This window comes from Dokdonia pacifica (assembly GCF_900188275.1).
GTDB lineage: Bacteria > Bacteroidota > Bacteroidia > Flavobacteriales > Flavobacteriaceae > Dokdonia > Dokdonia pacifica.
This window is the reverse complement of the sequence record NZ_FZNY01000003.1, coordinates 413,633-433,629: the sequence shown is the minus strand read 5'-3', so window position 1 is coordinate 433,629 and position 19,997 is coordinate 413,633. Positions and strand designations below refer to the sequence as shown.

Annotated in this window: 16 protein-coding genes and 1 other RNA gene; 9 read left to right on the top strand and 8 right to left on the bottom strand. The window is 33.1% G+C overall.

The window, feature by feature from the left end; all coding sequences use genetic code 11:
• Nucleotides 1-46: 46 nt before the first annotated feature.
• The 4 genes from CHB80_RS12105 to nhaC form a co-directional block, all read right to left on the bottom strand.
• Nucleotides 47-409, bottom strand: a complete 363-nt coding sequence (locus CHB80_RS12105) for a diacylglycerol kinase (protein WP_089371727.1) — start codon at nt 407-409, stop codon at nt 47-49.
• Complete coding sequence (gene tpx, locus CHB80_RS12100) at nt 410-910, bottom strand: thiol peroxidase (RefSeq protein ID WP_089371726.1); 501 nt, start codon at nt 908-910, stop codon at nt 410-412.
• Nucleotides 911-1,021: 111 nt separating this feature from the next.
• A complete protein-coding gene (locus CHB80_RS12095) occupies nt 1,022-1,666 on the bottom strand; it encodes a peroxiredoxin (protein WP_089371725.1) in 645 nt (214 codons plus the stop codon).
• 158 nt (nt 1,667-1,824) lie between these two features.
• Complete coding sequence (gene nhaC / locus CHB80_RS12090; protein ID WP_089371724.1) at nt 1,825-3,291, bottom strand: Na+/H+ antiporter NhaC; 1,467 nt, start codon at nt 3,289-3,291, stop codon at nt 1,825-1,827.
• 252 nt (nt 3,292-3,543) lie between these two features.
• On the opposite strand from nhaC, the gene CHB80_RS12085 reads away from it, so the two are divergent.
• Nucleotides 3,544-5,265, top strand: coding sequence for a tail fiber domain-containing protein (locus CHB80_RS12085; RefSeq protein WP_089371723.1), 1,722 nt, complete (start codon nt 3,544-3,546; stop codon nt 5,263-5,265).
• Nucleotides 5,266-5,529: 264 nt separating this feature from the next.
• Nucleotides 5,530-6,237, top strand: coding sequence for a hypothetical protein (locus tag CHB80_RS12080; RefSeq protein ID WP_089371722.1), 708 nt, complete (start codon nt 5,530-5,532; stop codon nt 6,235-6,237).
• 120 nt (nt 6,238-6,357) lie between these two features.
• On the opposite strand, the gene CHB80_RS12075 is transcribed toward CHB80_RS12080, so the two are convergent.
• Entirely contained in the window at nt 6,358-7,572 is a 1,215-nt protein-coding gene (locus tag CHB80_RS12075) for an aminotransferase class I/II-fold pyridoxal phosphate-dependent enzyme (RefSeq protein ID WP_089371721.1), read from the bottom strand.
• Nucleotides 7,573-7,773: 201 nt separating this feature from the next.
• Here CHB80_RS12075 and CHB80_RS12070 point away from each other — a divergent pair, with 201 nt between their 5' ends.
• Both CHB80_RS12070 and CHB80_RS12065 read left to right on the top strand, forming a co-directional pair.
• Nucleotides 7,774-8,232 carry an Lrp/AsnC family transcriptional regulator gene (locus tag CHB80_RS12070; protein WP_089371822.1) on the top strand — a complete coding sequence of 153 codons (459 nt, stop codon included), beginning with the start codon at nt 7,774-7,776 and terminating at the stop codon, nt 8,230-8,232.
• A gap of 1 nt (nt 8,233) precedes the next feature.
• Nucleotides 8,234-8,872 carry a CPBP family glutamic-type intramembrane protease gene (locus CHB80_RS12065; protein WP_089371720.1) on the top strand — a complete coding sequence of 213 codons (639 nt, stop codon included), beginning with the start codon at nt 8,234-8,236 and terminating at the stop codon, nt 8,870-8,872.
• A 287-nt stretch (nt 8,873-9,159) separates the two neighbouring features.
• On the opposite strand, the gene CHB80_RS12060 is transcribed toward CHB80_RS12065, so the two are convergent.
• The 3 genes from CHB80_RS12060 to ffs form a co-directional block, all read right to left on the bottom strand.
• On the bottom strand, nt 9,160-9,537 hold the full coding sequence (locus CHB80_RS12060; RefSeq protein ID WP_089371719.1) for a hypothetical protein: 378 nt from the start codon (nt 9,535-9,537) through the stop codon (nt 9,160-9,162).
• 6 nt (nt 9,538-9,543) lie between these two features.
• Nucleotides 9,544-12,006 carry a hypothetical protein gene (locus CHB80_RS12055; RefSeq protein ID WP_089371718.1) on the bottom strand — a complete coding sequence of 821 codons (2,463 nt, stop codon included), beginning with the start codon at nt 12,004-12,006 and terminating at the stop codon, nt 9,544-9,546.
• Between the two features lie 178 nt (nt 12,007-12,184).
• An RNA gene (gene ffs / locus CHB80_RS12050) (signal recognition particle sRNA small type) lies at nt 12,185-12,283 on the bottom strand.
• Between the two features lie 84 nt (nt 12,284-12,367).
• Here ffs and CHB80_RS12045 point away from each other — a divergent pair.
• From CHB80_RS12045 to CHB80_RS12025, 5 genes are all read left to right on the top strand, one after another.
• The gene (locus tag CHB80_RS12045) at nt 12,368-13,429 is read left to right on the top strand and encodes a glutaminyl-peptide cyclotransferase (protein ID WP_089371821.1); all 1,062 of its coding nucleotides are present in this window, start codon (nt 12,368-12,370) and stop codon (nt 13,427-13,429) included.
• A 386-nt stretch (nt 13,430-13,815) separates the two neighbouring features.
• Nucleotides 13,816-15,357, top strand: a complete 1,542-nt coding sequence (locus tag CHB80_RS12040; RefSeq protein WP_089371717.1) for a hypothetical protein — start codon at nt 13,816-13,818, stop codon at nt 15,355-15,357.
• A gap of 169 nt (nt 15,358-15,526) precedes the next feature.
• The gene (locus CHB80_RS12035) at nt 15,527-16,309 is read left to right on the top strand and encodes a hypothetical protein (RefSeq protein ID WP_089371716.1); all 783 of its coding nucleotides are present in this window, start codon (nt 15,527-15,529) and stop codon (nt 16,307-16,309) included.
• Between the two features lie 576 nt (nt 16,310-16,885).
• Nucleotides 16,886-17,758 (top strand): helix-turn-helix domain-containing protein, encoded by an 873-nt coding sequence (locus CHB80_RS12030; RefSeq protein WP_089371715.1) that lies wholly within the window; start codon nt 16,886-16,888, stop codon nt 17,756-17,758.
• An 83-nt stretch (nt 17,759-17,841) separates the two neighbouring features.
• Complete coding sequence (locus CHB80_RS12025; protein ID WP_089371714.1) at nt 17,842-19,224, top strand: S41 family peptidase; 1,383 nt, start codon at nt 17,842-17,844, stop codon at nt 19,222-19,224.
• Nucleotides 19,225-19,997 lie beyond the last annotated feature (773 nt).

Genomic DNA, 19,997 nt, shown 5'->3' with positions numbered 1-19,997 from the left:
GCTTATAAGTTCTTAAAGTAAAGGGTTATAAATGATTATTTTAGTATTAAAACACCTTAGGAACATATATAATACCAGCAACAATTACAGCTATAAGAGCAGCAATACCTACTGCGCCAGCAGCAATATCTTTAATCTTCCCTATTTTATTATGAAAATCAGGGTGTACAAAATCTGCAATTTCTTCAACAGCTGTATTTAAACCTTCAATGCTCATCACCATTCCAATACATAATGTTTGTATCATCCATTCTGTAGGTGATATTTGAAAATAAAAACCTGCAATAGTAATCAGTATTGCAATCCCAAATTGCACCTGAATACTAGCTTCCGTTTTTAATAGGAGTATTCCTCCTTTAAATGCATAGACACAACCTTTAAGGCGCCCTTTTATAAAACTAGTTGGCATTTATGACAGTGCATTAAGAGCAGCTTCATAATTAGGCTCATGTCCTATTTCTGAGACTTGTTCTGTATGAATTACTTTTCCTTTTTCATCTACCACAACAATGGCTCTAGAATGTAATCCTTCAAAACCACCATCTATGAGTTCTACTCCATAGTCTTTTCCAAATTCACCACGCTTAAAGTCAGAAAGCGTACTTACATTTTCAATCCCTTCAGCGCCACAAAAGCGTGCCTGAGCAAACGGTAAATCACGAGAAATACAAAGTACTTCTGTATTTTCTAACGCACTTGCCTTCTCATTAAACGTTCGTATAGATTGTGCACAAACTCCTGTATCTACACTAGGGAATATATTCAATACTAACTTTTTACCTCTATAATCATTAAGAGTTACAGAAGAAAGATCATTTCGCGAAAGCGTAAAAGCAGGTGCTGGACTTCCTACTTCAGGAAGGTTGCTTATGGTATTTACTGGGGTTCCCCCTAAGGTTACTGATGCCATATAAAAGTGTTTTTGTAAAAGTAAAAAATCTATAAGAAAATACCGTCTATATTATAAAGAAAAAGCCCTGTGAAATCACAAGGCTTTGTTAAATATTAGGCGTACAAAGGCTTAGTTTAATTGCTCGCTTAAATATGTAGCAACTCCTTCTCTGTCAGCACTCATTGCTTCTTCACCTTCTTTCCAATTTGCAGGGCATACTTCCCCGTTTTGTTGTACGTGAGTATATGCATCTATCAGACGAATAAACTCTGCTACGTTACGCCCTACGGGCATATGGTTTACACTTTCGTGAAAAACAATTCCTTTTTCATCTATAAGGTACGTCGCTCTGTAAGTAACATTATCACCATCTACCATCACGGCTCCAGTTTCTTCATCGTAGCGCTCATTAGTTACGTCAAGAATTCCCAATTGATTCGCCAAATTCCTGTTACTATCTGCAAGAATAGGATACGTTACTCCTTCTATCCCTCCATTATTTTTAGGAGTACATAACCATGCAAAGTGTACCTCTGGGGTATCACAAGAAGCACCTACAACAATAGTGTTTCTTTCTTCAAAAGCAGCTACTGCTGCTTGAAAAGCATGAAGTTCTGTAGGGCATACAAATGTAAAATCTTTAGGATACCAAAAAAGAAGTACTTTTTTACCATGATTTTGTGCTTCTTCTAAAATGTTTATTTTTTTGTTTTCGCCTCTATGATTCATTGAATCTACGGCAAGATTTGGAAAGTTTTTCCCAACTAAGGTCATACGATTGTTTTTATAAATAGTTAGCTATTTTTTGAGCGCGCAAAAGTAGGTATGCACTATTTATTTACAAAAGTAATTTGTGTGTTTTTTCTCATAAAAAAACAACTCTTTTAAAAGTCTAAAAGAGTTGTTTTACTAACTATATAAGTCTGTGTTTTTTATGCTTTTTTTTTCGCATCTTTTAATTGACGAATCTTAATATTAAATGCAGCAAATAACAAGGTCGTAAACGGACTTAACCAATTAAAGATTGCATATACAAAATAATCTGCTACAGAAACACCTAGAACTGTGCTCTGATATGCACCACAGGTATTCCAAGGAATTAAAACAGATGTTACTGTTCCTGAATCCTCTAAAGTTCTAGATAAATTTTCTGGTGCTAGATCTTTATCTTCATATGCTTTTTTAAACATTTTTCCAGGAATTACAAGTGCTAAATATTGATCTGATGCAATAGCATTAAGTCCTAAACAACTAATTACTGTACTCGCAAATAAACCAAATACAGAATCTGTCATTTTTAATAATGATTTTGTAATACGGGCTAGTGCTCCTATTCCATCCATGACACCTCCAAAAACCATCGCACATACAATTAATAAAATAGTCCAAATCATTCCGTTCATTCCTCCTGAGCTAAATAGATCATTAAGGGTTTCATTTGGTGTTATAATTGATGTGTCTGTTAACATTGCCGTTGTAATAGCACTCATTTTAGAATCTGCTAGGCTTGTTAGAATATCTGGTTGAAAGATAATAGCGAAAATAGCAGCAAGAATAACCCCAGTTAAAAGAGCAATAAGAGGTTTTGTTTTGGTTAAAATCAAAGCGATTACTACCAAAGGAACTATAAATAAGTATGGTGTAATATTAAAGGTAGCATCTATTGTTGTTAAAAGACCACTCACATCTGCATTTCCAGATGTATCTATAGTAAAACTCAAAATACTAAATACAATAAGAGTGATTAATACTGTAGGTACTGTTGTTATGGTCATGTATTTAATATGTGTAAACAAATCGGTCCCTGCCATGGCTGGCGCAAGATTTGTGGTATCACTTAATGGAGACATCTTATCTCCAAAATAAGCTCCAGAGATCACAGCTCCAGCAATCATTCCTGTTGGAATTCCTAAAGCAGATCCTATTCCAATCAATGCAATACCAACCGTAGCAGATGTTGTCCAAGAACTACCAGTTGCAATAGATATTACAGCTGCGATAATAATAGAAGCTGGTAAGAAAATCGAAGGGCTAAGTACTTGCAAACCATAATATACCATAGCAGGTATAATACCACTAACTAACCATGTTCCTGCTAAAGCTCCTACTAAAAAGAGTATCATAATAGGGACAATGACACTTTTTAGATTTTCCCAGATTTCAGCAATCATCGTATGAACAGAAACTTTATTAAAAAATCCAACAATAGCAGCAACACCACCACCCATTAAAAGAATATATTGATTAGAGTAATCCCCTAGCCAAGCTCCTTCTTTAAAAAAGATATTATAAGCTAATAATCCCATGAGAATAAATACAGGCACTAATGCTTCCAATATATTTAACTCCTTGTTCTCGACAATATTTTGGTTTTTAATATCCTCAGTTTCGTTATCCATATGATCTAAATTTTGAAGTCACAATGTAACCATTTTATATAAAATATGGTATACTCATTTATAACATATAACCAGATTATTTTTACGGTTTTACCTCAAATCTTGTGCGTAATTGTAGTAAAAACCGTAAGAAAAAAGTTGTTTTTTGTGACGTTCATCGATTCTTTGAGACATGTTAACGAAAAGTCTAGTTCCCTCATTTTTAGTATGTTTTTATATCTATATGTTTGTAGTCCCAAATCGTATTAAATAATGAAACAATTACTACTTATTACCATTCTATTGGTATGTACAATTACCACTGCACAAGTTGGTATAAACACAACAAATCCAAAAGCAATTTTAGATATTTTAGCTTCTAATAGCACAACTCCAAGTGCTACAGATGGGATGTTAATACCACGTATCAGTAATTTTCCAAGTACCAATCCTGTTGCTGATCAGCAATCAATGCTTGTATATTTAACAGTAGCAAGAACTGGAGTAAACATAAGTGGTACACCACAAGATTATGGTGTTGGATTTTATTATTGGGATAATACAATTCCTAATTGGGTAGCCATCAATCCTGATGAAAGCGCCGACTGGAAAACTACAGGAAATGCCGATGCTATTAGTGGTACTCACTTTATAGGAACTACAAATAATCAAGAAGTAGATTTTAGAGTAAACAACAAATTTGTAGGACGTCTTACAGAGCTTGGACAGTTTGAATTACAGTCTGATGATTTATCACTATTTATAGGATTTGAAGCTGGTGAAGCGTATGATCCTGATAATACAGCTTCTGAACATAATACGTTTATAGGATACCAAGCTGGAAAAGCAACTAATTCTGGACGTGATAATGTTGCCGTAGGAACTCTAAGTCTTACGAAAAGTACAAGTGGAGATTTCAACACTGCTGTAGGAGATGAAACATTAGAAAATAATACAACTGGAAGTCGCAACACTGCTTTAGGGAATGATGCATTAAGACAAAATAGTACAGGAGGAAATAATACAGCTATTGGTCAAACATCATTACAAGGTAATTTATCTGGGTTTAACAATACTGGTATTGGCATCAATGCTGGGACAACAAATCAGACAGGAAGTAATAATGTTTTTATAGGTGTCAATGCAAATGCTGAAGAAACTGGAAATAGTAATGCTATTGCTATAGGTAGTTCGGCTGTGACAGGAAGTAGTAATGCTATCGCCATAGGTCCAAATTCTACTGCAGATAGTACAGAAGCTATCGCAATAGGTGATAATGCCTTAGTAGATGGAGGTTCTAATAGTGCAATTGCTATTGGACAAAACTCTTCGGTAAATGGTGGAGCTGACCAATCTGTTGTCTTAGGTATTGGCAGTACTATCGATAATGGTGTTACCTCTGGTATTGCTTTAGGTAATAATAATATGATAGCTGGAGGTGCAAACAATACTGTTGCCTTAGGTAGTAATATCACTATATTAAATGGATATGATAATTCGGTTGGTATAGGTAATGGTGCAACACCTACAAAAGCAAATCAATTAAAATATGGAAGTATTACTGAAATAGATCAAGGAACAGCTACTATTGTAAATACTTCTGATGGGAGATTTAAGTATGATATCAAAGCTAATGTCCCTGGGTTAGATTTCATTAATCGTTTACGTCCAGTAACCTATAAATTTAATCTTACAAAATTAGATAAATTCCATAACTCACAAATTGTAAGGGAGAATTCTACAAAAATTGAAACAGGTTTTATTGCCCAAGAGATTGAAGAAGCTATGCTAGCTACAGGTTATGATTTTTCTGGTCTAGTAAAACCAGAAGACCTAAGTAAAGATAATTACAAAGTATCTTATGTTACTTTTGTTGTGCCTTTAGTAAAAGCAGTACAAGAGCAACAAGTAGTCATTGATTCACAAAACGAAAAAATAGATGCACTTGAAGCGCGTCTTAAAAAATTAGAAAGTCTTATAGAAGGCCTTAAGTAGAAAAGTAACCTTTAGATAAAATAACAAAAGTTCGAAATCCCTTATTTCGGACTTTTGTTATTTTTAGAATGTATTACAAATCAAACATTTATAGTAAAACTATTGTTTTAACATGTTAACCATAAAGCACTTCTGGTTTTCACGTAAAAAAAACGCAAACCTTGCGTCTTTCATAGATAAAATCAAGCACTTCAACGAATACTTATAGTTAATTATTTTATATCAAGATCTACGTACCTACTTTTGAACGTAAATCATAATAAAATGAAAAAACTCAACTATATATTATTCTTTATTTTCATACATACGGGAGTATTTTATGGGCAAGTTGGGGTCGGTACAACTTCTCCTAGAGCAGCTTTAGAAGTTTCTAATACAACAGGTGGTGGAGTTTTAGTTCCTAAATATGCACTTTCTGGATCTAATGATACAAGTACAGTATCAAATCCTAATGGTTTTTCTTTAGAAGTGGGTACTTTGGTTTACAATACAACTCAGGTTACAGGAACAAATGCACTAGCTGAAGGTTTTGTTTTCTGGAGTGGATCTTCATGGACACATATAGTACCTAGTACACAACTAATGATGAGGCGTTTTACCGCTGGAGGCATCGGAGGAAATGGAACTGTTTTTAATTTTCCAAGTGAATCATTTAATAATATAAGTGGCGCTAGTTATTCAGGAACATCTATTACTTTACCCACAGGTTTATATAAAGTAAGCTCTGAACTTCGTCTTAATTCAAATAATACAGTAGACTGGCAAGCAAGATTAAATGGAGTTGCTATAAACGGAAGTATTGTCGGGTCTACAAATCCAACTACATTTAATACAAATGCGAGTGAAGTACAACAACTAGCAATATTTGAAATCACTGCAGCTACTGGCACATTAGATTTTATAGTAACTGGTGGTGTAGGTGCTAGTACTTTAACAAATCAATGTTATGTGTTGATAGAAAAAATAAATTAACTATTCCTTTTATACTATCTAATACAATTAAAAAAGGGATCGTTATCTATTATCATACATAAAAAGAGCCCGCATTGTATGCGGGCTCTTTTTATGATTAGTATATATATCAAGCTATACTTATACAGCTACAGCTTCAAAAACACCTACTGCTTCCATACATTTTTTCATTTCTTGATACGTACGTTCTATGTCATTATCAAGTCCTACAGAAAAACGAATTAGTCCATCGGTAAGTCCCATTTCTGCTTGTTCATCTTCAGGAATCTCTGACGATGTAGATGTTCCTGGTGCACTGAATAGTGTTTTATAAAACCCTAAACTTACGGCTAGATATCCTAGATTACGCTCTTGCATTAATTCCATAAGTGCATTGGCTTTATCAAGACTTCCTACATCTATAGTAAGCATACCCCCGAAACCATATTCTTCATTCATCATACGTTTAAATACTTCGTGACTCGGGTGTGATGTGAGTCCTGGATATACTGTACGTAGTCCATCGGCTTGAAATTTAGTAGCTAAATATGTTGCATTATAGCTATGTTGCTTCATTCTAATATGTAACGTACGTAAATTTTTAAGTACTGAAGACGCTCGTAAACTATCCATTGTAGATCCTAATAGCATACTTGCGCCATCATTTACATTACGTAACTGATCAATAAATTCTTGACTTCCACACACAACACCACCTACCGTGTCTGAAGATCCATTAATGAATTTTGTTAAACTATGCACGACTACATCTGCTCCATGTTTTACAGGAGTGATAGATAATGGTGAGAATGTGTTATCTACAACAAGCTTTAAGTTATGCTTTCGCGAAAGCGCACTTAACGCATCTAAATCGGCTATTTCTAATAAAGGATTGCTTACAGACTCACAATATAACACCTTGGTTTGTGGTGTAATAGCTGCTTCTACCTTTTCTAGATTTGTGATGTCTACAAAACTGGTAGAAATTCCTAGTCTTGGCGCAAAATTCTTTAAAAAAGCATACGTACCTCCATAAATTGTTCTACTAGATACCACATGATCTCCGGCTTCACATAATTGTAATAATACGGGGGTTATAGCTCCCATACCACTCGCAGCTACATTGGCGGTTTCTGTATCTTCCATTGCGGCAAGTGCTTCCCCCAAATACAAATTAGATGGCGTACTGTGTCGAGAATACAAATAACAACCATCGGCATCACCTTCAAAGGTGTCAAACATGGTTTTGGCGGAAAGGAATGTATAGGTAGAACTATCAGAAATAGAAGGATTCACTCCTCCAAATTCTCCAAAGTACTGTAAATCTTGAATCTTATTTGCTGGTTTATAGGACATAATATGTGTATTTTTATACGATCAATTTTTTAAAAAAGGATACTATTTCTATTATTTATACACCAAAACTACACTATACTAGATAATTTATCAATGATTAGTATAATATTTAGAAAATTAAACTAATAAAACTGTATTTTTGCTGTATACGCTTTCGCGAAAGCGTATCAATTACCCTAACTATTAGAAATATTTTCTATGATGACTTTTGATACTATTGATAAAAAACTCCTAGGCTATCTTCAAGAAGATTGTAAAAAAACGAATAAGGAACTTTCTGGGCTATTAAATCTATCTGTTACGGCGGTTTATGAACGTATAAAAAAGCTAGAACGAGAAGGGATTATTGAAAACTATGTAGGGCTGGTTAATAAGACAAAAGTAAACCGCGATTTTGTGGTATTATGTCATATCAAATTAATACAGCATCGTAAAGAATATCTTACTACTTTTGAGAAAGCAGTACTTGCTATAGAAGAGGTGGTAGAATGTTATCACGTAAGTGGTGATTATGATTATATTATTAAGGTATTGGTTGCCGATATTAATGAATTTAGAGAGTTTATGGTTACAAAACTAACAACACTGGATCATATAGGAAGTACGCACAGTTCGTTTGTTATTAATGAAGTAAAACATACTACCGCTATTACCTTATAATATGCCATTATCTAGATATCTCGCTACCGAATTATTTATACTTTTTATAGCACTTCCGCTTAGTTTATTGCTACCGTATGATTTTAGAATTAAAGCGGCATCAATTCTAGTAGCTTTTGTCTATCTATTAGTCATTCTCTTTAAAAAAACACCTGTAAAACTTAAACTTAAAAAGGGAATTGACTGGGTTTCTTTTTGGAAAGCTACAGGAATTAAGTTTATTGGGATTGCCATCATTACGAGTATATATGTATATATCATGGATGCCTCTGCCCTATTTTGTGTACCTCGTAATAAACCAGATTTGTGGGTTACGATTCTCTTTATCTATACATTTTTATCGGTATGGCCTCAAGAAGTAATTTACCGTACTTTTTTCTTTGAACGATACCAAAGCATTTTTACAAATAAGAAAGTCTTCATTTTTGTAAATGCCATTGTATTTTCTATGGCACATCTATTTTTACGTAATACACTGGTGACCGTACTTACCTTTATAGGTGGATTGCTATTTGCATATACCTATACCAAAACAAAATCGACGACTTTAGTTTCTATAGAGCATGCCTTATATGGCAATTGGCTCTTTACGGTAGGAATGGGACAAATGCTTGCTTTTCCGGGTATGGATGCTTGTTAGCCTAAGGTGGGTGGTTGTTTACTATAAAATGTAATTTTTAGAATACATTTTAGGGTAAACTTTCCGTAACACACTTCTCTTACTTTCCGGGTATGGATGCTTGTTAGCCTAAGGTGGGTGGTTGTTTATACTAAATTCATTCCCGTGAAGACGGGAATCTGAACCTTCGTTACCTAACACATTTTATAGTAAGCTTTTCTGTAACACACCTTACTTACTTCTTGGGTATGGATGCATGTTATATACAGATAGATGTTATTTATATTAAATTGGTTTTAAGATTCTCTCTACTCCTGAATACGCTTCTCATATTCTTTCCAATCAAACTCAAAGCCAGCAGTAAAGCGATCTATAGCTTCTTTAAAAATACGATCAAAATCAGGCTCATTTTCTTTAGCAGAATCATACCACTTTTTAGAAAATCCAGAATATTCATCTGCAAAGGCTTCTCCTTGTGTACGCATGCCTCTATACGTACTTTCTTCCCAATAGCGTACTTTTTCTTCAAAACTTAATTGTGGATATTCTTCTGACCAAAAAGATTTAAATGAATCTTCTAATTCTTTACTTTCCTTTAAATGCTTTTCTCTTTCTTTTGTATTTAAACTTGAAAGATATTTATTGTAATCTTTTTGTATTTCTTTATTTAATTCGTCTAAACTCATAAGTTTTTATTTTTCTATTAGTTTAATTTCATAACCTCGTTTAATAGGTTTTACATATTCAATTTCAAACTTCCTCCCTCTTAATAGTAATAATTCTTCTTTAGCATACCCACGTAATTTTATTCCATCAGAAAAATTTGATATAATGGGGGCATTCTTAACTTCTAATTCTAAAAAAACATTATTTTCAAGTTTATCAAAAAAAGCTGCTTTTGTGTTACTTCCACTAGAAACAAAATCATTATAATCTACTATATTTCCTTTTTTATGATTCTTCAAAAATGTATTTAACAATGCTTCATCACTAAACTCTAATGCCCTAAATGCTTTTCCATTATAGGTCGACATTTTTCCTAACGCATTTGTAATTAATTTTGAAATCTCTTTGGTTCTTGCAACATTAATGCCATTTCGCAACCAATTATTTAATTCTTTATAATAAAACTTAGTTGTATAACTCCATAATGAAAATGCGTCTGTTTTTGTGAGATTTGGATTTTTAGTTATGATATCATCTATTTCATTTAAAAATATGAAATTATTGTCATTATGATAGCCTACAAAATAATCTAAAATGTCATTTTCTTTTCTACCCATTTTTTTTAGTGCTTTTAAGAAATCATCAGGCATTTCTTTTCGCATTAAAGCTCTGGTTACTTTTCCAAATTTTGCTGTCTTCTTGCCAACCTTGAAAATATCATCAATCATCGCTTTAAATTCCTTTGTGCTTTTTCTAAGAAAAGCGAGTAGATCATCTAATAATTTGGTAAAACTTTTAAAGGTATTTATGACTAATTTCTTTGCAAAATTAAAAACGGCTCTGCCCGCAGATGCAATCCCTCTAAAAATACTTGAAAATAATGTCGTTAATTTTTCTATTACAGCGGCAACAGTCAAAGTACCACCAGTAAATAAAATACCAATTACAATCTCTATAACTAAACTTACAATGAACCCTACAAATGCCCCACTAAAATAAGCTACAGTCTCAAGAGGTACATTTGTAATACTCTCAAACTTTGTTTGTAAATGTTTGTAAATGGCTTTATAATCTATATTTGCAATAGCAACAATTGCATTATCTACATATTCTAATAATAAAGGAAATTGAGTACTAATATTACGTGTATAATCTCTCATCACTGCCATCCCATTAAATACCATTTCTAGCATTTTGAAAATACCAGAAACAGCATCTAACAAGCCATTCCAAATACCACATAAAAACGCATTTGCAATACGAATACCTTTCTTGACAATATCTGTAAGATCAAAACTTTCCAACTCTTTAAAAATAGCAAGTATCTTATCACTTACTTGTTTATATTTAGAAAATACAAATGCTTCAGCACTATCGGGAATAAGATCGATTTCTAAATCACCAAGTGCTGGAAAAGGAATACCTCCTATAATTACTGGTACGCTCGCAATTCTACCGAAATCCGTTGCCTCTATATAATTTCTTATTTTCTCATCATATGCTAAGAACCCTTTTTTTAATCCTTCAAATCCTTTTCTAGCATATTCATTTATTTTATCATCTGGAATTTGATCTAGTGTATCTTCTATAAAAGGGAAGAAAAAGGGAGTAAACGTATGAGATTCATATACAATACCTGTTTCGTCTTTTTTCTCTGCATTAGGATTCCATCTATAATCTGCTAATTTGCCCTTATTTATAAAATCCCCAATTGCGCCACAAATTTTTCCTAACCCCGTAATTAATAGTCTATCTAAACCTAATGGGTTGAGATAATCATTAGCTGTGAATAGAAATTCTACAGATTTTAGGGCAACATTTTCTATCGTACCAGTTTGTATCAGTTCTCTTAAAATATCTTCATCTATTGTAACATATTCATTAATAAAATCATATACATTTTTATTATTATAAAGTTGAGCGTCATTTTTTAAGTTATCCTTGACATGGTCTCCTATGAGTACTCTACAGGTTTGAAAACTAATATCATCTGTATTATCTTCTATAAAAAAGATAATACCAAAAGGGTCAGGTTCAGTAACTTCAAATGTCTCTTTAAGCTTGATACCATCTTTAGAAAAGTACAATTCTATATTAAAGGCGAAAACATCTATAGTAGGCTCAAAGGTCTTATTTGCATTTTTATCAAAAAAGACCTTTCTTTTTTTGATATGTTCAACTCTATTTGGATTTATATCTACATCTGTTATCACTTTAACATCATTGACTATATGTTTTTCCCTTCCTGGAAAGTATATAGATTCAATTTCGTTTTGTGTTCGGTTGCTAAAAAACATAGCAGCAAAAGGACTTACATTCGTCATTCCTCTATGACTCTCTAATAAGCCACTATTAGAAGTAAAATTAGAGCTAGATATAAAGTTTGTTATACCCAAACCAGATAATAACGGGTCTTCATTAGGGTTACTAAATCCTACAAAAGGGGCATCTAATTGAATAGGGTTTCCATTTTCATCAAAAAAATTCATTTACACACTCTTAAATTAAACATTTGTTATACTAAAATTTGATATTTTGTAAAAATACCACCATGAAATCAAACAAAAGTGAAATTCCTATAAGAAGAACTGAAATGACTGAAAACAAAAAAACCGAAGCAAAATTGCTTCGGTTTTGTATATATGAACTATAAATAATTGTAAATAAAAAAGGCAAGCTACCTACATCACACCGCTACGACCGTCTACCCTTGCTGCGTTCCCGCCCTGGGGGATTCAACAGGAGCTAGTTGTGTAGGACTTGCCGATGCAAAGATACATCATTTACATACCTATGCAAGGTTTTTTTGCCCGATTTTTTGTTATAAATTGCCATTCAAATTTGACACCTATGACATCGCTATATAAGACCCTCTGTTTAGTAAGCTTACCGCTTTTAATTTACTCTTGTGGAGACACAAAAGATTTATCTGGAAATTATACACTCGAAACTTCAAAACCCAAAAATGCAGTTGCAAATGGAGAAGAAATTTCCTTTTCTATTAAAGCAAAGAAAAATTATGAAATAGATTCTATTGTGTATGTGATAGATGATAAGAAACTACATAAAACAACGACAATTGGAGACTTTACTACAAAAATACAGACACCAACCTTGGGTCGTAAAAAAGTATCTATTACCATATATCTTCCAAATGAGCGTATAAATCTCAAAACTACTATTTCAGTACTTAATAATAAGGCACCCAAAATATATGGGTATAAGATTGTAAATCGTTTTCCGCATCAAACAGATGCATATACACAAGGATTGGAGTTTGTCGGGGATACCTTATATGAAAGTACAGGTAAGTATCGTGAATCTAAGCTTCGTAAAGTAGACTATACCACTGGTGATGTTTTACAAGAGGTTGCATTAGACAATGCCTACTTTGCAGAAGGACTCACTATATATAACGATAAAATCTACCAACTTACTTGGAAAGAAAATACAGGTTTTATCTACAATCTATCTGACTTTAAAAAGATCGGTACGTTTACCTATAATAAAAGTAAAGAAGGTTGGGGATTATGTAATGATGGTAACAATGTCTATAAATCTGACGGATCAAGTAAAATATGGACACTAGATCCTAATACGCTTGCAGAACAACACTATATTGAACCAACTAACCACAAAAGTGTTTCTAAAGCATTTAATGAGCTAGAATTTATAAATGGTAAAATATATGCCAACACCTATCAAGTAGCAAGTATTGCCATTATTGATCCTACCACGGGAGCTATAGAAGGATTGATTGATCTTACTTCCTTACCTAAAGAAGTACAAGAAGGTCTTGATCCTCAAAATGAGGTATTGAATGGCATTGCCTATAAAGCTAATGAAGACCGTCTTTTTGTAACTGGAAAACACTGGAATACATTGTTTGAAATTGAGATTTTTGAGAAGTAAGTTTTATCATCGGTGATTTTGATAGTATTTATATTTTCTAGGTACGCTTTCGCGAAAGCGTATACCTTAAGATCAATGTACTATACTTCATTATAAATAAACAGTTCTTTTAACCTATACAAATAGAGTAACACTCTAATTTAGAGTAGTACTCTATTTGCTAAAACGCTGCAAAAAACATATAATTTCATAGAAAAAAGTGGCGTTGTACAACGGTATGAAAAAGTAATCGTATCTATAGACAATATTGCAATGGCTAAAAAGTTATATTTGTTGTAAACTACCTCGGGGCAACTCAACGAGGCATTTATACGAAACTGAATTTTAATTTTGAGGCAAGCCTCGGAATATTAAACCCTTTGGCGGTGCCAATAAAATTTATCTGAATGCGCAGTATTTATACTTTACTCTTATTAGTTTGTATCATTTTAGTAAGCTCATGTCGTAATGATTTTGAGACTACACCTAGTACTGGAGACTTACGTTTTTCTAGAGACACTATCTTCTTGGATACCGTATTTACCAATATTGGCTCTAGTACCTATAATTTTAAGGTATATAATGACTCTGATGAGACCATTAATATTCCTAGCGTACGTTTAACTACAGGTGAAGATTCTGATTATCGTCTTAATGTGGGGGGCGTTGCAGGACGTACCTTTGAAAATGTAGAAATCCTTGCAAATGATAGCCTTTTTGTATTTGTAGAGACTACCTCAGACATTAATGAAATTGGAGCTGGAAGTCTAGAATTTTTAAATACAGAAGCTATTGAGTTTGACAGTGGTCCCAACCAACAAAAAGTAGAACTCGTTACTTTAATAAAAGACGCTATATTCTTATTTGCTGACCGTGACGAAGAGACTGGCATGGTAGAAACACTCACTATTAATGGTACAGAAACTGTATTAGAAGGGCGTTTCTTAACCGATGAAGAATTGACTTTTACAAATGAAAAACCATATGTCATTTATGGCTATATGGCAGTAGGCTCACCAGATGGTGACGTTCCTAAAACCTTAACCATAGAACCTGGTGCACGTATTCATTTTCATGCAGATAGTGGAATTATTGTGGGAGATAATGGTACTCTTGATATTAATGGCGCTTTAAGTACCGATCCTGAACTGATGGAAAATGAAGTCATTTTTGAAGGAGACCGTTTAGAACCTTCTTTTGCAAATACACCTGGACAATGGGGAACTATCCTACTCACCGACGGAAGTGTTAATAATGAAGTAGAATATGCCACTATAAAAAATGCCACCGTAGGAATTCTTAATGAATCAAATACAGGATCTGCAACTCCAGATCTTACCATTAGTAATACGCAAATTTATAATGCTTCGGCTGCAGGATTACTCAACCGTTTTTCTACGGTAGAAGGTTCTAATGTTGTGATTAATAATTGTGGGCAATTTGCAATGCTTGTACAGTTAGGAGGTACTTACAACTTTACTCACTGTACATTTGCAAACTACTGGACACAAAGTTTTAGAAATACACCTGCTGTATTTTTAGATAATACCTTTGCTGGCTTCGGAAATGATTTAATAGAAGCCAATTTTACCAATTGTATCATCTATGGAAATCAAGGCGAAGAAATTGGTTTTAATGCTGATCCCATTGCGCCATTCAATTATAACTTTAGGAATACGCTGATACGTTTTGACGATACTTTTGGAAATTTTGAAAATGATCCACTCTTTGATTTTACCAATACAACACTTTACACAGATGTTATACGAGGCGGAGACCCTGATTTCCAAGACGAGTTTAATAACCTCTTACAAGTAGGTGAAGATACAGCTGGAAATGGTCAAGGCCTTCAAAGTGCTGCCAACCAATTTCCATTTGATATTAAAGGGGTAAGTAGAACAACAGCTCCAGACTTAGGAGCTTATGAAAGTATTGAACTGCCTGAATAAGGTATCCACAGACAACATTCAATATAGAGCTATTTATAGTATAAATAGCTCTATATTATTTTTACAAATCAAAGGAAATACGTATTACTACGTAAAATAATAGTAATACTACGTATTTATTTCAAGGGATATTCATAATAGTTTTGACATAACAAAACTAACTCATATAATGAAATCTAGACCCCAATCAAATTTTGTTACAAAAGCAATTCTTTTTATAGTATTTTCTATTCAAATAGGATATGCACAAGTAGGCATTGGAACTACCGATCCACAAGCAGATTTACATATAGCAGGTGATGCGTCTACTATACGTATAGATGGACTTAATAGCACAAATAATGCTAATAATTTAGGAGGAACAGACACTTATCCTGTACATGTAGACACAAATGGAGATTTGGTTGTACTTGATTTACCTGCGGGAGCAGAAGAATTAGTATCTATATCCCAACCTGTCATAGATGATTCAGGACTATCCTATAATAATATTCGAACAGGACCTAATGCTCAACCAAGATATGAAGAATTAACAGATGCAACTTTTACATTAACCAGGCCTGCATTAGTCATTTTTACTTATTCATTAAGTTATGAAGTTAGAAATTATAACGATAATGGTTTTCCTACAAATGGTGGTAGAGCCAAACGAGTAGAGGCATTTTTAAGATTTGGCACGGGCGGTGATAACGATAATAATGGTGATGATCATGATAATGCTCTAGGAATTCTTGGAACACAATCTGAAAGTTTTTCTAATGCTACTGATGATGATGCTTCTTTTGGATACTACTATATCACTGCAACAGCGTTTAAATTTCTACAACCCGGAACACATAGTGTTCATCTTTGGGCAGGTCTTACAGGAGGATCTACTGGTCCAGAAAATATTTTCTCTGTAAATTTTGGCTCTGGTGGTTTAGGATACATATCGGCCTATGCAATCTATTAATTAGTAGTTACAATCAATATAAAAAAATAGTGTTTATCGTTTTTGTATTCGTTGTTATTTGTTATGCGATGATTCCCAAGTCTAACTTCATATGTTATGCTTAACACTATATTCCCCCCGTTTTATATTTTTAAAAATATAAACATGTTTTGAGTAGTGGTCCTACTAAAAACCAAAAGCCATTTCATTAAGAAATGGCTTTTTTATACTCCTGTATCATATGCTGAAATCATACGTCAACCTGAACTTGTTTCAGGTTCACACTATAAACAGATATGAATACATATACTGCGATTCTAAAACAAGTTCAGAATGACGACAAAATATCTTTATAGTATAAAACGGTTAATGTTTATACTACAAGAAGCAACCAATGATGATACTATACTTGAAAATGGACTAAATATTCAACCTATAAAAAGGAATTAAATCCTAAAATTGGAACAAAAATTGTGGTAACCTGTACAAACTAACGTTGCTAATGATTTTACAAATGAAAAATCGTATTTTTAGTAATCAATATGCAACATAAAAACTAAAGCACAACTCCGATTATTAGAGCCTGATTTTTTCTAAATGAATATAAAATACAGAGAAACATTGCCAGATCATTTATTTTCACATCACGTGGAAAGCTATTGGCATGTTTTTTCTGATGAGCAATTCACAAAAGACCCATTAGAAATGTTTCTACCTACCTGTACGTTTAACATTGTCTTTATTGACTCATTCTGTATGGTAAGATGCAATACGCAAACCAAGTGGATACCTCTAAAACCAGGTGCTTATTTTATAGGACAAACAAACACCGTATTAAGTTTTAAATCAAACAATGCCATAAATATTACAGGCGTTCGGTTTAAACCTTTTGCGTTTGCCAATCTTATTAAAAATCCGCTTATAGATTTTAATGACAGTATTATAGCGTTAGAAAATATTTTTACACTAGAAAAAACATCTCATATACTTATTCAAAAAATTGCTACCGAAAGCAAAGCCATCATACAAGAACAACTGATTAATGAATTTACAGACCTCTTATTATCAAAAACGATGTTTATTGATGAGACCTTAAGAGCACAACTGAACTTTATTATGTTTAGACACGGAAGCATTAGAATCAGTGAATTATTTGAAGAATTTAATGTAAGTAAAGTTACCTTACACAAACATTTTATAAACAAAGTAGGCCTATCTCCCAAAAAGGTGTCGCAAATATGGCGCATGAATAGAATCCTTCAACTTAGAAAAGAATTTCCTGATATAAATCTCACTAAAATTGGTTTAGAAGCAGGTTTTTATGATCAAGCGCATTTTATTAAGGACTTCTATGCCATTTTTAAAACAACTCCTTTTAAGTTTTTTGCTCAGAAATCAAACCTGATCGAAATTACCAATCTTAATATTTCAAAACGATTTACCCATCAATACGATCCTATTGTAGCCTAATTTAGGAGTACTCACTTTAAGGTTTACTTTTTTACAATTTTTTAAAGACACGCTTCTTTAATTTTACGTAAAAAAACAGAACAATGTCAATCATTCGAAAATACCTTTTTCTCCTATTCATAGTATCCTTATATCATACAACTACCTATTCACAAGACCTAAGTAATACGTACAAAGAAGAGGTTATTAATACCCTTTCTACACTCATGAATGACTTGTATGTATTCCCTGATATAGCAAAAGACACCGAAGCACATATAAAAAAGCAATTGAAAGCAGGTCATTTTGATCCATTCAAAACGAATGAGAGCTTTGCTAAAGCACTTACAGAATCTGTACAATCAATCAATAATGACAAACATATGAGGATTATGAATCAACCTCCATATGAAGCTCCCGTGATGACACCCGAACGAATCATTGAAGAAAAATTGTACAGCCTCAAAAGAAAAAAAGAATACAATGCAGGTTTTAATACTGTAAAAGTATTAGAAGGAAATATAGGCTATATAGATTTAAGAGGCTTCACGTATTTCCAACAAGGAAAACCCATTGCAGATGCTTACATGAAATTAATCTCAAATACAGATGCTGTTATTATAGATCTAAGTAAAAATGGTGGTGGAGATCCAGAAATGGTACAATACCTATGCAGCTATTTTTTCAAAGGTGGTGTTCACTTAAATAGTTTATACTTTAGAGAAGAAGACAAAACAATAGATTTTTACACACTAGATGAAGTAGATGGCGCAAAAATGATTGATATTCCTCTATTTGTAATTACTAGTGGTAGAACATTTTCAGGAGCTGAAGAGTTTTCATACAACATGCAAACACAAAAGCGTGCAACCCTCGTAGGGCAAACGACAGGAGGCGGAGCAAACCCGGGAGGCACTAGACCTATTAATGAATCTTTAAGCGTTTTTATTCCTACGGGTAAAGCCATTAATCCCATTACAAAAACAAACTGGGAAGGTGTAGGAGTCATTCCTGAAATTAAAGTAACTCCTGAGGAATCCTTTACAAAAACCCATGAATTAGCTAAAAAAGCAGCCGATCAATACAGAGAAAAAATAAAAGAACAATACACCAATACATTCGCTCATCTTCTATCAAAATTAGAAACCTATGATCCTACAAATTCTGAAAAAGAAATTTTAGCTGTCCTAAAAGACTGTGAGGAAAAAGGAATGATTCAAGATTGGGAAATAAATGCCTTAGGCTATCAATATATGATGGAGCATAAAAAACCAAAAATTGCTGTTTGTATATTTAAAGCAAATACCGTGTTACATCCTGAATCAGCCAATGGATTTGATAGTTATGCAGAAGGATTAATGACACTTGGCAACTATGAAGAGTCTATAAAAAATTATAAGAAAGCAGTCGCACTTGCAACTGCAGATAATTCACCAGATCTTCCTATGTTTCAAGAAAACCTTAAAAAAGCACTACAGAAAAAGTAGAATTCATACGATTATTCAGCTAACTTGAACACACAAAAGCACCACAATAGCTGAACTATAAAACCATTTCGTAACGGAATGGTTTTATTTTTTACGGAAAAGTCGGTGCATGGGTGTCTATATTCTATGTGCTATGATCTAACTATTATAATGGTAGTCTTGTAATTCAATTATATATAGGAGCATTAAACAACTAATTGCCTGTTATTAAAACTAGAACTACGCATCAACTATAGTCATTACAAGATATCAGGAAAAAAGCTCAAAAAAATTCATAAGAGACTATCAAACATAGTCAATACCACCACCCTAGCTAAAATCATTTAATCATATTGTAGCGTTTATACGTATTACTACGTAAAATAGTAGTGACACTACGTATTGCACAGAAGGGATAATACTTATAGTTTTGATAAGACGAAACGATATTGATTTTAAATATAAATGATCATATAAATAAACATAGTGTTATCGTTTTTTGTTTGTTGTTTTTATGAGATGACCCCTTCAAATCTAGTTTTATGTAATGCGATACACTATATATTCCCCCGTTTGTATTTTTTTAGAAATATAAACATGTTTTTACGTAGTGATCCTACTAAAAACTTAAAAGCCGTTTCATTATGAAATGGCTTTTTTTTGTAAAAAAGCCTGTGAGTAGACATCTATTTTTTATTATACTTCTATTCATATGCTGAAATCATACGTCAACCTGAACTCGTTTCAGGTTCACACTATAAACCGATATGTACACATATACTGCGATTCTGAAA

Coding starts and splice junctions, on each gene's coding strand:
- CHB80_RS12105 (WP_089371727.1), bottom strand. CDS start 409: ATGCCAACTAGTTTTATAAAAGGGCGCCTTAAAGGTTGTGTCTATGCA.
- tpx (WP_089371726.1), bottom strand. CDS start 910: ATGGCATCAGTAACCTTAGGGGGAACCCCAGTAAATACCATAAGCAAC.
- CHB80_RS12095 (WP_089371725.1), bottom strand. CDS start 1,666: ATGACCTTAGTTGGGAAAAACTTTCCAAATCTTGCCGTAGATTCAATG.
- nhaC (WP_089371724.1), bottom strand. CDS start 3,291: ATGGATAACGAAACTGAGGATATTAAAAACCAAAATATTGTCGAGAAC.
- CHB80_RS12085 (WP_089371723.1), top strand. CDS start 3,544: ATGAAACAATTACTACTTATTACCATTCTATTGGTATGTACAATTACC.
- CHB80_RS12080 (WP_089371722.1), top strand. CDS start 5,530: ATGAAAAAACTCAACTATATATTATTCTTTATTTTCATACATACGGGA.
- CHB80_RS12075 (WP_089371721.1), bottom strand. CDS start 7,572: ATGTCCTATAAACCAGCAAATAAGATTCAAGATTTACAGTACTTTGGA.
- CHB80_RS12070 (WP_089371822.1), top strand. CDS start 7,774: ATGACTTTTGATACTATTGATAAAAAACTCCTAGGCTATCTTCAAGAA.
- CHB80_RS12065 (WP_089371720.1), top strand. CDS start 8,234: ATGCCATTATCTAGATATCTCGCTACCGAATTATTTATACTTTTTATA.
- CHB80_RS12060 (WP_089371719.1), bottom strand. CDS start 9,537: ATGAGTTTAGACGAATTAAATAAAGAAATACAAAAAGATTACAATAAA.
- CHB80_RS12055 (WP_089371718.1), bottom strand. CDS start 12,006: ATGAATTTTTTTGATGAAAATGGAAACCCTATTCAATTAGATGCCCCT.
- CHB80_RS12045 (WP_089371821.1), top strand. CDS start 12,368: ATGACATCGCTATATAAGACCCTCTGTTTAGTAAGCTTACCGCTTTTA.
- CHB80_RS12040 (WP_089371717.1), top strand. CDS start 13,816: ATGCGCAGTATTTATACTTTACTCTTATTAGTTTGTATCATTTTAGTA.
- CHB80_RS12035 (WP_089371716.1), top strand. CDS start 15,527: ATGAAATCTAGACCCCAATCAAATTTTGTTACAAAAGCAATTCTTTTT.
- CHB80_RS12030 (WP_089371715.1), top strand. CDS start 16,886: ATGAATATAAAATACAGAGAAACATTGCCAGATCATTTATTTTCACAT.
- CHB80_RS12025 (WP_089371714.1), top strand. CDS start 17,842: ATGTCAATCATTCGAAAATACCTTTTTCTCCTATTCATAGTATCCTTA.